Source organism: Flavobacterium sp. K77, from assembly GCF_021608205.1.
In the GTDB taxonomy this organism is placed as follows: domain Bacteria; phylum Bacteroidota; class Bacteroidia; order Flavobacteriales; family Flavobacteriaceae; genus Flavobacterium; species Flavobacterium turcicum.
This window is the reverse complement of the sequence record NZ_JAKIHO010000013.1, coordinates 1-15,340: the sequence shown is the minus strand read 5'-3', so window position 1 is coordinate 15,340 and position 15,340 is coordinate 1. Positions and strand designations below refer to the sequence as shown.

Here is a 15,340-nt window from a genome sequence, read left to right as displayed (position 1 = left end):
TGGCAAGCTTCAAAAAATCGTAGAAATGACGAACCTTGAAAAAGAACTTCTAAATATAGAATCCAAAGTTGGACTTAGAATATCTTTGAGTGAAAATACTATTTCGATTAATCAAATTTTTCAATTAAAAAACAAAAGTACAATTGGATTGATTTTGCTTTTAATTGGAGGTGCTACATTCTTAGCTTTTCCTTTTTTAGGTAAAAAAACTGATATTAGCTCATTAATTATTTGTTCAGTTTTTGGACTTTTATTTTTTGGATTATCATTGTTAAGTTTAGTTAGACAAACAACTGATCATACTACAATCAAAAATGGGAAAATTAATTTTATATATAATCTTAGATCATTTTCAATACCTATTAATAACGAAATGACAATAGATATGAAAACTGAAATTTTAAATGTAAGAAGCTCATCTTTCATACAAGTAAATCATTATTTATTAATAAATGAAAATCGAAAACAAATCCTAAACTTTCAGACCGAAAAAAACAATTCAGAAGAAGCAAAACTATTAGGTAATTACATAACTCAAATATTGAATGAAAAACTGCAACTATACAAAGCCAGCCACTAACAGCTACTACAACGGATTTGGGCAATTGGCTTAATGGGAAAATAGTTTTGTATTTGGCAGATTTGGCAAATCCGAAAAATGGGCTTAATTTAGTCCCAAACCCGCTGTAGTAGCGGGACGTTGTGCGACATATTTGAAAACCAGAAATACCTCATGAAGATTTTAATTTACTTAATTATTGCTTTATTGTTGTCAAATGCAGCACCTGCTCAGGAAATTACGCAGGAAAAAGATAAGCAAACAAAAGATACGTTGAAAGGTAGACATTTCGGAGATTTTATTAAACCAGCAAACGATATATCAAAAATTTCAGTTGAAAACAGTGAAATGCCATACTTTAAGAAGTGTATAAAAGTTGAAAGTGCAGAAGATCGGAGAACCTGTTTAACCACAATTTTTTATGAAACGTTACGTAAAAAGCTTCATATCAATAACAATATTGAAAAAGGAGCTAAAGTTGATTTAATTGTAGAATTCGTTATAAGTAAAACTGGAAAGGTTGAGGATATTAAAATTGTTGAAAGCAATGATCCAACGGGAAATTTTGAAAAAGAAGTTATTAGAGTTTTAAATAAACTGCCTGATCTAGTCCCCGCAAAAAAAGATGGAAAACTTGTGAGGGTTTTGTATAATTTTCCTATCAGTGTCAGTAATCCTCTATAATACGTCGCACAACAGCGCGCAAAACTTCATTGCTAAGTTTTCGGTAAGTAGTGCGCTTTTTTTTACTATTTTCGTTTTGTGCTAGTGGAAAAATATCGGTTGCCAAGCCGCAACGAGTTCTGCGCGCAAAACGTTACCACTCATTTTAAGAAAAACTGATGAAATTTGAATTAAACAATCACCAAAGAAAATATTTAGGTCTTGAAATTGTTCAAGATAATTGGGAAAAAGTAGAAATCACTAAAGAAATCTTCGTCTATTTTGATGGCAATACAATTCGGAAAAAAATCAGTGTGGGTGACTATTCCTATCAAGAAATTCAATTAGAAGAAGAAACTGAAAATCGAACAATATTATTACCAAAAACAAGCAGAGGAAAAAATAAAAAATTAAACTTTTCATCACTAGACTCTAGAAACGGAATAGGTATGTATTTTAGTTTTGAAATAGGTGGAATTACTATTGGGAATCACTCAACAGAGAAAACTTATTATTCCACAGATTTTGAAAATATTAAATTTGAGAGTATTAAGGATTTACCTCTTTGGTTAGAAAATTATATATCAAATACAACCGAAAGGGATTTAAACGATTTACAAAAAATAGCAACCGAAAAAAGAAAACGAATAGATTTAAAAGAAGGTGATTTTTTTATTTACAAAGTTGATAGAAAAAATTTCGGATTTGGTCGTTTAATTTGTGATATCAGAAAAATAAGAAAAAATCCAGATTTTAAAACAAATAAAAATAATGGCTTCTCGAACTTGATGACACAACCTTTAGTTATTAAAATATATCATATTATTCAGAATTCGAAAGAAATAGATTTAACTTATTTAAAATCTTTGAAAAGTTTACCATCTCAATATATTATGGACAATTTACTATATTATGGTGATTTTGAAATAATCGGAAACTTACCATTAGAAGATTGGGAAATAGATTTTCCAATTTCATATGCGAGAAGTATTTCTTATGGTGATTTTGATACTGTTTATTTACAATATGGTAAAATATACAAAGAAACTAAAAGAGACAAATTTTATAAATACATTGAAATACCTAACCCAAATCCTAAAGGAGATTGGGATAAATGCTTAAAATTCAATCCATATAGAAATGAATCAATTCAATTTGGTTTAGATTTCAATAAATCAAATTTACTGCAAGTGATTTCAGAAAATTCAAATCAATCATATTGGAATGATGAATTTTATGGTCGTGATACTGATTTAAGAAATCCGATGAATATGGAAATTAAAAAAGAAATATTTGATTTTTTTGAACTTAATCCAAATAAATCGTATTCAGAAAACCTACAAAAAAACGAGTGGTAACAGGCGTTTGGCAAGATTGCGAATTTTGTAGTAAATTCACGTTTACGTTTCGCAAGAAATTTTATCTTTGATAGAAAATAATCGGTTCCGAAGTTCGCAACCACGCCAAGCGCCGGAACGTTAGTGGCAATACCGCACGACATAACCGAAAGAAATAAAAACATAAGAAAATGAATAAACTTATATACTTTATTATCTGCTTTACAATTACTCTTCAAAGTTGTAACGGACAAACTACTCCTAAAAAAGAGATTTACAATAAAAACTTTAACTGGACTATTACAATACCAGAAAACTTTCAAAATGTTAGTGCTGAAGAATGGGCAAAATTGCAAAATAAAGGTGCAGAAGCAATAGAAAAAACTTACGAGGAAGAAGTTATAAATCAATCAAAGATAATATTTGTATTTAAAAGTGATCAGTTTAATTATTTTGAGTCTAACTATCAACCTTTTGACATTTCAATTGATGGTGATTATTTAGAATCTTGTAAAAATGTAAACGACATTTTATACGAAACATTTAAAGCGCAAATGCCTAACATTAAAATTGACACGACAAAAACTGCCGAAAAAATTGATGATTTAGAATTTCAGACTTTTAAAATGAAAATTGAATATCCGAATAAGATGGTTTTGAATGTATTAATGTATAGTAGACTTTTCGACAAAAAAGAATTTTCCGTTAACATTATGTATGTGGATAATAAAAAAGGACAATTAATGCTTGAAGCGTGGAAAAAATCTAAATTCACTAAATAATCAAAAAAAGTACTGCCACTAACAGGCGTTTGGCAAGATTGCGAATTTTGTAGTAAATTCACGCTTATTTCTCGCAAGAAATTTTATCTTTGATAGAAAATAATCGGTTCCGAAGCTCGCAACCTCGCCAAGCGCCGGAACGTTATATGCCACTTATCTGCGACAGAAAAGATAAATTCGTAGAACATCGCTTCAAATCTCCTTTTCGACTTTAAAACGCAACGGAATAATTTTGAAAAGCAGAAACTGAAAAGCAGAAACTGAAAAGCAGAAACTGAAAAGCAGAAACTGAAAAGCAGAAACTGAAAAGCAGAAACCGAAAAGCAGAAACCGAAAAGCAGAAACCGAAAAGCAGAAACCGAAAAGCAGAAACCGAAAAGCAGAAACCGAAAAGCAGAAACCGAAAAGCAGAAACCGAAAAGCAGAAACCGAAAAGTGGAAACCGAAAAGCAGAAACCGAAAAGCAGAAACCGAAAAGTGGAATCTGAAAAGTGGAATCTGAAAAGTGGAATCTGAAAAGTGGTCAAGAAGAAAGTTTAAGCGGCATATAACAGCCGTCTCAAGCCATTGCGAATTTTCTCCTAAATTGACGCTTACGTTTCGCAAGTTTATTTATCTTAGCCGAAACTAATCGCTTCCGAAGTTCGCAACGGCATAAGGCGGCGGGACGTTGGCAGAAATGCCCAAAAACAGAAGAGAATTCAACAACTTAAAGTATTAAATGAAAAGAATAATTTCAATAGCAATCCTAATTTTATTTGTATTCCAATTACAAGGTCAAGAAAGAAAAAGCCCAAAAAAGATAAAAGTTAGTGGAGATTACATTCATTCGGAAACTAAAACAAATTTTCCTGAACTATTCGAGAATTATAAACGAATAGATGTTTACTCATTTGACAAAAAAGATAAAAATATCGGTGTTACATACGAAAATGAAACAAACGATAAAAAAACAACAATTTCAATTTATATATATCCAACAGAAGAAGCCTCGGAAGACAGATTAAGAAATGAGTATTTTAATTCTATGCAATCAATAGCAAATATTTCTAAAAATGGAATAAATGCAACACAAAAACTTATTAAAAAAGTTGGCGAAAAATATATCTGTAATGGGATTAAAGCAGAAATGAAAAATGATAAAAATGAGATAACCCAATTATTGCTATTTGAATGCGGTACTTGGTTTTACAAGATTAGATTGTCAACAAACGAATTGGATTCAATTCAAATCGAAGATATTGAAAAAAGAATTATTGAAAAATTTGAACCAACAAGACTAACTGGAAAAGGAAAATTAAGTACTAAAGCAAATGTATACTTTTCTAAAAGTGCTTTCTGTGATTCGATAATGTTAGGCTCAACAATGGGAAGTGCATTCAAAAAAATTGAATGGGCGTTGGGAAATGTAAAAGAAAACGAAAGAGCATCTGGTTTTCCTGCTTTGTACATTGATATGCATATTGAAAGTATAAAAGAACTCCTTAAATTTCAGGAAAAATATAAATATAAAAAAACACAAAATACAATTGAATATTTAGGAGAATTAAATTCAATAGTTGAAGCAGGATTTCTAAATGAATTTTTAATGGACCAATACAAAATGCTTTTAATTGTTCCTGACGATAAGGTTTTAAATTTTGAAGCATATGAAAAATGGAAAGAGAATAAAAAACTAACTATTGACTTAAATAAAAAATATTACGTCATATCATACAAAATTGAATAAATAAAGGCACTATCTGCCAACACACGCTACAAGCAATTTGGGCATTAGGCTTAATTTGAAATTGGTTTTGTATTTGGAAGATTTGGCAAATCCGAAAAATGGGCTTAATTTAGTCCCAAACTGCTTATAGCGCGGGAACGTTATGCGTGAGTTTTGGAATTTACGTAGACATTAAGAATTAGAAATAAATTACATTTCCGCCTGAGTTTTTGAAAGCAGAAACTTGAGAGCGAAACTTGAGAGCGAAACTTGAAAGCAGAAACTTGAAAGCAGAAACTTGAAAGCAGAAACTTGAAAGTGAAACTTGAAAGCAGAAACTTGAAAAGCAGAAACTTGAAAGTGAAACTTGAAAGCAGAAACTTGAAAGCAGAAACTTGAAAGCGAAACATGGAAACTGAAATTTGAAAAGCATTAACCGAAAAGAAGATAGAAATAAATTTTTCCACAAAAATAAACCCACGCATAACAGCCGTCTCAAGCCATTGCGAATTTTCTTCTAAATTGACGCTTACGTTTCGCAAGTTTTTTTATCTTAGCCGAAACTAATCGGTCCCGAAGTTCGCAACGGCGTGAGGCGTCGGGACGTTATATGCCACTTATTTACGACAGAAAACATAAATTCGTAGAACATCACTTCTACTCTACTTTTCGACTTTAAAACGCAACGGAATAATTTTGAAAAGCAGAAACTGAAAAGCAGAAACTGAAAAGCAGAAACCGAAAAGCAGAAACCGAAAAGCAGAAACTGAAAAGCAGAAACTGAAAAGCAGAAACTGAAAAGCAGAAACTGAAAAGCAGAAACTGAAAAGCAGAAACTGAAAAGCAGAAACTAAAAAGTGGAAACTGAAAAACGAAACTTGAAAGCAGAAACCGAAAAGCAGAAACTTGAAAGCAGAAACCGAAAAGTAAAAACTAAAAAACGAAACTTGAAAGTAGTAAACGAAAAGTGGAATCTGAAAAGTGGAATCTGAAAATTGATCAAGAAAAAAATTTAAGCGGCATATAACAGCCTTCTCAAGCCATTGCGAATTTTCTCCTAAATTGACGCTTTCGTTTCGCAAGTTTTTTTATCTTAGCCGAAACTAATCGGTCCCGAAGTTCGCAACGGCGTGAGGCGGCGGGACGTTATATGCCACTTATCTGCGACAGAAAAGATAAATTCGTAGAACATCACTTCTACTCTATTTTTCGACTTAAAAACGCAACGGAATAATTTTGAAAAGCAGAAACTGAAAAGCAGAAACTGAAAAGCAGAAACTGAAAAGCAGAAACTGAAAAGCAGAAACTGAAAAGCAGAAACTGAAAAGCAGAAACTGAAAAGCAGAAACTGAAAAGCAGAAACCGAAAAGTGGAATCTGAAAAATGAAACTTGAAATCAGAAACCGAAAAGTGGAAACTGAAAAGTGGAAACTGAAAAACGAAACTTGAAACAGAATCTGAAAAGCAGAATCTGAAAAATGGAATCTGAAAAATGAAACTTGAAATCAGAAACCGAAAAGTGCCAACTGAAAAACGAAACTTGAAACAGAATCTGAAAAGCAGAATCTGAAAAGCAGAATCTGAAAAATGGAAACCTGAAAATTGGAAACCTGAAAATTGGAAACCTGAAAATTGGTCAAGAAAAAAATTTAAGCGGCATATAACAGCCGTCTCAAGCCATTGCGAATTTTCTCCTAAATTGACGCTTTCGTTTCGCAAGTTTATTTATCTTAGCCGAAACTAATCGGTCCCGAAGTTCGCAACGGCATGAGGCGGCGGGACGTTACCTGCAAGCTTAAAAAAATGATGGAAAAACTAATTTCAAATTCTAAAAGTTCAAATCAGAATATTCTGAAGATATATTCTTTTGTAAAAAACAACATAGCATCTAAAACTTGGGAATTAAAAGAGAACTTAGAATTGCATGAAATTTTCATTAAACTTTCTGAGAATGATTGGAATTCTCTCATTAATGATTTTTCTAATTGGAGTGAATTGGAACAAAATATTGTATCTGATTGTGTTGCCTACGGAATTGATGGAAAATTTGAAGTCAAGTATGAAAATGAAAGAAGACTATTAGCCCAAAAATTATATTCAAAAATGCAGAACGGATTTTCTCATCCAGAAATAAAAAAATGGAAGAAAAATTTTAGAGTTCACTCAAAAACTAAAAGTCAAAACTCGAGAGTTTTAGGAGTTTATGACTACTTATTGAAAAACGAATATGAAGATAGTGATTATTGGTCCTTGGGTGGTGGAAGCCAAGAAATACAAAATAAACTAAATAGTTTTTCTGATAAAGATTGGGAAGATTTAAAACAAGATGTTATAAATTGGAATGAAGACGACATAGATGTACTAATTGAATCTGTCGCTTATGGGTTTGACAAAATGTTTATACCTTATTTGAAAAATGAGATGGTTTCAAGAGCGGGTAAGTTTCTTTTAGACTTATTTATCTTGAATATTGGGGATAGGAATGAAATAGTATATTATTCTTTTTTTATAGCACAATCTGACTTAAATAACTTAAAAGATTTGGAAACGTTAAAAGAATGGTTGAAAACGAATGGATATGAAAGTGAAATTTGGATGAAATCAGAAATAAACCCTTTAAAAAGTATTGAAGAAGCAATAAAAAAAGCCAGCAGGTAACAGGCGTTTGGCAAGATTGCGAATTTTGTAGTAAATACACGTCTATTTCTCGCAAGAAATTTTATCTTTGATAGAAAATAATCGGTTCCGAAGTCGCAACCTCGCCAAGCGCCGGAACGTTAGCGGTAATTATCCCTCAAAATCAAGGATATGAGACAATTTTATGATAAAAAAAATAATATTATTCATTTCAATTTTAATTTATGGTTGTAATGATGCCAACATAAACAATAAGGATAAAAGAAACGAAAATTGGATATATTGGATTGATGAAAAAACAGGAGAGAAATCTTGGATTCCGGTTAAAAATGAGACCACAATAAAAGATGGAAAATACACATCGTTTTACAATAAAGGAACGATTTATAAAAAAGGAAAGTTAAAAAATGGTAAAGAAATTGACACGATTTATTTCTTTGACCTTAATGAAAAACTCATACAATATTTATTAGTTAAACCTGATACTTTAATTCATTACTACATAAAAAATGGTGCTTACATTTCATACTCTCAAAACGGAAAAGTTTTTGAAAAAGGAAATGTAGAAAATCACCAGATAGGCAATGAATGGACTAAATATTTTGACAATGGAAAAATTGACTGGACTAAAAAACTTGTAAACGAAACTGGATGGAACTATTGGTATTATAGAAACGGACAAATGTCAGATGCTAATTATCATTTAAATGGAAAAACTAATGGAGAGATGAAAACTTGGTACGAAAACGGACAAGTTAAAGAGATTTCGAATTGGAGTAATGGAATACAAAATGGCTTATTCGAATTATTCTATGAGAATGGAAAACCTAAAGAACGAACGAATTGGCTTAATGGAAAAAGCGAAGGTAAATCAGAAAGTTGGTACGAAAATGGCTTAAAGAAAAACATTAAATTTTTCAAAAATAATTTACTTGATGGTAACATTCAACAATGGCATTCTAATGGCAAAATGGAACTGAATGCAAATTATTCTTCGGGACAAAGAAATGGAAAAGCAATTGTCTATTACGAAAATGGAAAACTTAAAGCAGAAACGGTTTTCAAAAATGATATAAAAAATGGAATTTTTATATTATATGATGAAAATGGAAATGTTATAAAAAAAGAAAACTATGTTAACGGACAACTTGCAGAATAATAACTACCGCTAACAGCCGTTTGGCGAGATTGGGGTTTTAGGCTGAATTTAAAAATGGTTTTGTATTTGGAAAATTTAGGTTTAACCGAAAAATTACGCATCTTTATTCCCCAACCTCGCCAAGCGGCAAAACGTTACCTGCAATATTAAGAATACCTTATACATGAAAGATATCATATCTATAACACCGATTGACTATTATGAATTAATAATAGAGTTTGAAAACTGTGAATTCAAATGCTTTTCTCCCTCAAATTTAAAACTTTATGAGAAACACGATTTTCTTGCATACCCAAACAAACTGAGATCATTTAAATACGACCAAAATCAAATTACATGGTATAACAATATTCATTTTGACAAAGAATACCTCTATCAAAATTCACAACTCTTGGAGAACGAACAACTGGAACGAAAAGCATTGACAATAAGCCAAAAAAATCAAGCACCGACTGAGGATCACCCAACTCATCACGTGTATTATTTTATGATTCATCCCTTTGGGAAAGACAAGCAGTTTGTAATTGGTGAATCTATTGGTGGTGGACATGGTGAAATGGGCGGATGTAATTCATATAACTTGAAAGAAATTATTGGAAATCTAGAACTGATATACCACATGACTCTATCGAATTGCTCATGGGTTTATGAAATAATGATGACTAATAATATGGATACTAAGACTATTTTAAAAAAAATAGTACTTGAAGTTTGTAATCGGTCGAATCCATGATTAATAAAAATACTGCAGGTAACAGCCACTACAACGGATTTGGGCATTTGGCTTAATGGAAGTATGGTTTTGTATTTGGGATGATTTGGTAAATCCGAAAATAGGGCTTAATTTAACCTCAAACCCGCTGTAGTGCCAAGACGTTGGACGTAATTGGAGCGTACCACTTAGACTACGACGTTTTTTCACAATGAATTTTCGGGATATATTTTTGGGATGTTTAGAAGAATAAAGCATTTAGGCTTCAAGTCTTTCGATTGGGAATCGTAGAAAGTTCACTTTCAATACGTTTGACAACGTACAAGACTTGGCTAAGTTATCGAAAATAAAAGACAAAGTCAAGAATTTATTTTTGCTAACTTAAACATCACCAAAAAAATAGCGCCCCAAAACCCCTATTATTGACTTCGCCTAGCAGGCTTGCTAAGCGCAATAAATAATTGGTTTCATTAAATTTGATTGTAGTGAAAGAAAATATTGGAGTAGTCTATCCAACTCCGTTACTGATCAAAACAGGGATTGTAAATAGACAGTAACTACGCCCAACAACGGTTATGCAAAATGCCTTCCGCTTTTTTTGGATAAAATAGTACAAATTAAAAAATTTGGCTATTTTAGCTAGAATTAGTCAAGCGGTTAAAAGAAGGCACTTCGCATAGCCGCAAACGTTATAAGGCAGTTGCGAATTTACGCAGACAACTAGCTATGAATACAAGATCTTCTTCCACTTTTATCGCAAAACTGAAACTTGAAAAGCAGAAGTTAGAAAGCAGAAGTTGGAAAGCAGAAGTTGGAAAGCAGAAACTTGAAAAGCGGAAACTTGAAAGCGGAAACTTGGAAACAGAAACTTGAAAGCAGAAACTTGAAAGCAAAAATTGGAAAGTGGAAACTTGAAAAGCGGAAACTTGAGAGTGGAAATTAAAAGGCAGAAACAGAAAAGCGGAAAAAGAAAAATGGAAACCTGCCAAAAGACACTATAAAAAATTCAACCGCCTTATAACAGCCGTCTCAAGCCATTGCGAATTTTCTCCTAAATTGACACTTTCGTTTCGCAAGTTTATTTATCTTAGCCGAAACTAATCGGGTCCGAAGTTCGCAACGGCGTGAGGCGTCGGGACGTTATGCGTGAGTTTTGGAATTTACGCAGACATTAAGAATTAGAAATAAAATTATCTTACTACCAGAGTTTTTGAAAGTAGAAACTTGAAAGTGAAACTTGAATGCAGAAACTTGAATGCAGAAACTTGAATGCAGAAACTTGAATGCAGAAACTTGAATGCAGAAACTTGAATGCAGAAACTTGAAAGTGAAACTTGAAAGCAGAAACTTGAAAGCGAAACTTGGAAACTGAAATTTGAAAAGCATTAACCGAAAAGAAGATAGAAATAAATTTTTCCACAAAAATAAACCCACGCATAACAGCCGTCTCAAGCCATTGCGAATTTTCTCCTAAATTGAAGCTTACGTTTAGCAAGTTTTTTTATCTTAGCCGAAACTAATCGGTCCCGAAGTTCGCAACGGCGTGAGGCGTCGGGACGTTAGCTGTAATACTACACAAAATGACCACATATGAGATTAAAATTCATAATATTATCAATATTGTTTTTATCTAAATTGAGTGCACAAATTAGATTCAAGGTTGAACAGAAAGAAACTGAAACTTGGAGAAGTATTTATTCACTTATTGATGAAAAAAACGACCTAATAAAAGTGTTAGATTCGTCAAAATATTACATAACATTCAATTTTGATAATTATGGATATTTTGCGATTTTCGGCAAGAAAGGAAGTCCAGGATGGACAGCAATTGATGCAAAAGAAAATATATTGTTTCAAGTTTATAATACAAGTTTTGGAGAACCAAGTCCAGATTACTTAATTGAAAATAAAATTAGAATAATTGATAGCGAAAATAAAATTGGATTCGCAAACGAAAAAGGTCAAATAGTTATAAAACCTCAATTTGAAATTGTGACTTCATTTCATAATGGAAAAGCAATAATTGGAGAAAAGTGTAAAAAAATTCCTTGGAAAGAACACGCAAAAGAAGAAGATTGCCAACACTACTCTATTGTTTGCGAAAATTTCGGATATATAAATGAAAAAGGAGAAATTTTAAAACTTGGAAATTATACGTTTGAAGAAATAAAGAAAGAAATTGATTGGAAAGATGACGAAAGAGAATAAAAAGTACTACAGCTAACAGGCGTTTGGCAAGATTGCGAATTTTGTGGTAAATTCACGTTTACATTTCGCAAGAAATTTTATCTTTAACAGAAAATAATCGGTGCCGAAGTTCGCGAACTCGCCAAGCGCCGGAACGTTGGCAGACAGTTTGTGAGAAGCGAATGAAATAGAAAAATTACAATGAAAAATTATGAATTTGAATATGACGATGATAAATTAAAAATTAAGATTTTTTTAATTTCATTTCTACTTTTCCCAATTTTATTCTTCGGATTAATGTTTCTTAATATTTTTAATTTTTTCTTATTAATTTCTGTTTCATTAGGAATTCCAGCATTAATCATTCAACTAAACATAAAAAAAATAAAGAAAAAAGGGTTTGCTGAAATAGAAAATGAAAAAATTGTAATTAATCTTAATGGTGTCGAAAAAGAAATAAAATTTAAAGAAATAGACAATTATTTTATTAACTCTTATAATGGAAGTTCAATAAGTTTGAAACTAAAAAATGGAAAAAGATATGGCGTAATATCAAATAGATACTTTTCAAATCCAATCAGATTTACTCAAGTTTGTCATATTTTTGAAACTGAATATGAAAAATATAAGAAAGTAAATAATATTGAAACCAAAAGAGAAAAATCTTTTTTCGAACAAGTTTGGATTTATCCATTCTTAATAATTTTTACAATAGTAATCATACTTTTAATTGCGATTGTAATTTATAAAGGGAAAAGTTTTACAGCTCCATTTTTTGGCGCAATTGGTGGATTATTTACAATTTGGAGTGGCTATTTAAACGGAAAAAGAAAAGCGAAAGATAAAAATAACTAAAATCGGAAAAATAAAACCGTCTGCCAACAGCGGTTTCAAGAAATGGCTTGGCTCGGGATTTATTTGAAATCGGAAAGGTTTTTAATTTAAAGTTTTGGTTATATTTGTGGAGGCTTGGTCTTGGTTCATCGCCACTTCATGAAGCCGCGACACGTTACCAGCAAGCAAAAAAAAACGCGACAGTGATAAGTTATAATAAAAAACATCCTAAAAGTTTAACTGAACCTGAAAAAAAGAAAATAAAAAAGATAAATATTTTTTGTTATTTCTTAATGGTTATAGCTCTTATTTCCATAGTGGAAATTAACGAAATGGATAATAATTTCAGCGGAACAATTTTATTTGTAATATTCTCAATAATTGGATTAATAATAGCAATCGTATTTTTAAGATATGTAAATAGAAAAATAACCATAATTTCAGTTAATAAAGACACTGCTAATTTTGTCAATGGAATAATATTCGTGCTTTTTATTTTTGGCTTTCCTGCTTTGGCTAATTTATATAACAGAAAAGTAAATATTGGAGAAATTAAATGCAGTAATTTTAAAGTTTTAGAATTAGGCGAATCAACGTATAAAACCCATCAATATTTTTTATATGTAGAAATAAATAACACCTATGAAAGATTAACAACAAATGAAACCATTTGGAATGAATTGAAAGTTGGAAAGAATGTTGAATTATGTGTTGCGAAAGGTGGACTTGGAATGGAGTTCTTAAAAAGTATAAATAATAAATAAATTGCCAGCTGGTAACACACGCTACAAGCAAGCTGGGCAATGGGCTTAATTTGAAAATAGTTTGCGTTTGATACATTTGTTTTTAACCGAAAGATTACGCATCTTTAATCCCAGCCTGCGTGTAGCGCGGGAACGTTAGTGGCAACCTTCACAAAAATCGCTTAAAAAAGACGTTATGCACAGAGTTTTTGAATACATAATGGAAGTTATAGGATGGCTTCAAATTGTTGCCTCTCCGCTTTTAATTGGTTTAGGAATTGCTGCATTTATATATTTTCCAAATCCGACAGAAATAAGACTGATTATTGCGATTATTGTTGCTTTATTGGGATTAGTTATCGGAATAGTTTGGGCAAACAGAATATGGAAGACTAAAGGAACGATGTGGTTTGTTTCTCAAGTTAGCGCAACACCAGACTTGGACAAGTTGACTGGAAAAGAAACTGGAATGGAAGTTGGAAAAGAAACTGAAAAGAATAAAGGCAGCCACTAACAGCCGTTTCTCGCAATTGCGAATTTTGTGGTAAGTTCACGTTCACGTTTCGCAAGAATTTTTATCTTTAACAGAAAATTAAAAGTTCCGCACTTCGCAACTGACGAGAAGCGGCGGAACGTTAGTGGTAATGCGACAAAACTCCGGAGAAAAAGAATTTAAAAACATACGATTTGCTATATCAAGATGAAATAATGATAAACAGTTTTGCTCAAGAGAGAATTAGTCTCGAACAGATTTTAGTTTGGTTTGAAAATCTAAATCTAGAAAAACAAAGCGAAACAATTTCTAGAGCGAGATTGTGTTTAGATCAATCGCATCCGAATACAGAAACTATTGAAAAAGCCGTTGAATTGATTCCACTAAAACCAACTGCAACTCCAATTGTATTATTAAAAACTAAAGGGTTTAAAATTGCTTTACAAAAAATTGTTTTGCTTCCAGAAAATGAGAATAAGAAAGTATTTATAACTTTAATTTCAGTTTTTAAAGTTGCCGATATAGTGCGAAGAAATACTTGGTGTAAAGATGGATGTAATCACGAATGGCATAACTTAGACAAAATACTAAATTAAAGCACTACCACTAACACACGCTACAAGCAATTTGGGTATTAGGCTTAATTTAAAAATGGTTTTGTATTTGGAAGATTTGGCAAATCCGAATAATGGGCTTAATTTAGTCCCAAACTGCTTGTAGCGCGGGAACGTTAGCGGATAGTTTAGACCAATATTGCAAAAAAGAAAAAATGAAAATAAAATTAACTTTATTATTTCTAATCATACTTCAAATTTCGTGTAAAAACGAAACTGAAAAACAAATTGAAACTCGGAATAATCAAATTCAGAAAGTTGAAACTCAAAAGAAAGAAACTAAAACATTTGAATTTGAAAAATTTAAAATATCGAAAGGAAAAATTGGCGAAATAAAAATTGGAATGAATATTATTGATGCCGAAAAAATGCTAAATGGATTAACTAAAGAAGAAGCTGAAGCGTATGATTTTGGTTTTGATGGTGGTGGAAAAGCTTATATTTATTCACTAAAAAACGAGCCTGTTTTAGCGCTTGTTCCTAAAAGAGATTCTAAAGAAATATTTGTTCTTATTGCCTTAAATAAAAATTTAAAAACAAAAAATGGTTTAAATCCAAAATCTAAGATATCAGACATACAACATAAATATCCAAGTATTGAAATTATTCAAGATTTAATGATGGATTGGGAATTTATGCATGATGAAAAAAACAATTGGAACTTTGTGTTTTTAACTGACTCAAATAATAGAATTGGAGAATATAAAGAAATTGAAAAGCCAACAGAACCGAAAAAAACAGAAACGAAAATGGACTGGATTACGATTAGATAAAAAAAACCATCCGCTAACAGGCGTTTGGCAAGATTGCGAATTTTGTAGTAAATTCACGTTTATTTCTCGCAAGAAATTTTATCTTTGATAGAAAATAATCGGTTCCGAACTTCGCAACCTCGCCAAGCGCCGGAACGTT

At 31.5% G+C, this 15,340-nt stretch carries 14 protein-coding genes; all 14 read left to right on the top strand.

Annotation, left to right across the window (positions count from 1 at the left end; all coding sequences use genetic code 11):
* The coding region (locus L1S34_RS14420; protein ID WP_236364746.1) for a hypothetical protein at positions 1-580 on the top strand (580 nt) is incomplete at its 5' end.
* A 153-nt stretch (positions 581-733) separates the two neighbouring features.
* On the top strand, positions 734-1,243 hold the full coding sequence (locus L1S34_RS14415) for an energy transducer TonB (RefSeq protein ID WP_236364745.1): 510 nt from the start codon (positions 734-736) through the stop codon (positions 1,241-1,243).
* 158 nt (positions 1,244-1,401) lie between these two features.
* The gene (locus tag L1S34_RS14410) at positions 1,402-2,580 is read left to right on the top strand and encodes an immunity 26/phosphotriesterase HocA family protein (protein WP_236364743.1); all 1,179 of its coding nucleotides are present in this window, start codon (positions 1,402-1,404) and stop codon (positions 2,578-2,580) included.
* Between the two features lie 170 nt (positions 2,581-2,750).
* Positions 2,751-3,341: a hypothetical protein gene (locus tag L1S34_RS14405; protein WP_236364741.1), complete on the top strand. Its 591-nt coding sequence runs from the start codon at positions 2,751-2,753 to the stop codon at positions 3,339-3,341.
* A gap of 721 nt (positions 3,342-4,062) precedes the next feature.
* The gene (locus L1S34_RS14400; protein WP_236364739.1) at positions 4,063-5,070 is read left to right on the top strand and encodes a hypothetical protein; all 1,008 of its coding nucleotides are present in this window, start codon (positions 4,063-4,065) and stop codon (positions 5,068-5,070) included.
* A gap of 1,782 nt (positions 5,071-6,852) precedes the next feature.
* The gene (locus L1S34_RS14395) at positions 6,853-7,707 is read left to right on the top strand and encodes a hypothetical protein (RefSeq protein WP_236364738.1); all 855 of its coding nucleotides are present in this window, start codon (positions 6,853-6,855) and stop codon (positions 7,705-7,707) included.
* Between the two features lie 163 nt (positions 7,708-7,870).
* Positions 7,871-8,845 carry a toxin-antitoxin system YwqK family antitoxin gene (locus L1S34_RS14390; RefSeq protein ID WP_236364737.1) on the top strand — a complete coding sequence of 325 codons (975 nt, stop codon included), beginning with the start codon at positions 7,871-7,873 and terminating at the stop codon, positions 8,843-8,845.
* Positions 8,846-9,236: 391 nt separating this feature from the next.
* Positions 9,237-9,578 carry a hypothetical protein gene (locus L1S34_RS14385; RefSeq protein ID WP_236364736.1) on the top strand — a complete coding sequence of 114 codons (342 nt, stop codon included), beginning with the start codon at positions 9,237-9,239 and terminating at the stop codon, positions 9,576-9,578.
* 1,569 nt (positions 9,579-11,147) lie between these two features.
* Positions 11,148-11,765 carry a WG repeat-containing protein gene (locus L1S34_RS14380; RefSeq protein ID WP_236364735.1) on the top strand — a complete coding sequence of 206 codons (618 nt, stop codon included), beginning with the start codon at positions 11,148-11,150 and terminating at the stop codon, positions 11,763-11,765.
* A gap of 180 nt (positions 11,766-11,945) precedes the next feature.
* Positions 11,946-12,599 (top strand): hypothetical protein, encoded by a 654-nt coding sequence (locus L1S34_RS14375; RefSeq protein WP_236364734.1) that lies wholly within the window; start codon positions 11,946-11,948, stop codon positions 12,597-12,599.
* A 47-nt stretch (positions 12,600-12,646) separates the two neighbouring features.
* On the top strand, positions 12,647-13,342 hold the full coding sequence (locus L1S34_RS14370; RefSeq protein ID WP_236364733.1) for a hypothetical protein: 696 nt from the start codon (positions 12,647-12,649) through the stop codon (positions 13,340-13,342).
* A 175-nt stretch (positions 13,343-13,517) separates the two neighbouring features.
* Positions 13,518-13,835 (top strand): CPP1-like family protein, encoded by a 318-nt coding sequence (locus L1S34_RS14365; protein WP_236364732.1) that lies wholly within the window; start codon positions 13,518-13,520, stop codon positions 13,833-13,835.
* Positions 13,836-14,029: 194 nt separating this feature from the next.
* Positions 14,030-14,410 carry a DUF5958 family protein gene (locus tag L1S34_RS14360; RefSeq protein ID WP_236364731.1) on the top strand — a complete coding sequence of 127 codons (381 nt, stop codon included), beginning with the start codon at positions 14,030-14,032 and terminating at the stop codon, positions 14,408-14,410.
* Positions 14,411-14,583: 173 nt separating this feature from the next.
* Entirely contained in the window at positions 14,584-15,201 is a 618-nt protein-coding gene (locus L1S34_RS14355) for a hypothetical protein (RefSeq protein WP_236364730.1), read from the top strand.
* The last annotated feature ends 139 nt before the right edge of the window (positions 15,202-15,340 follow it).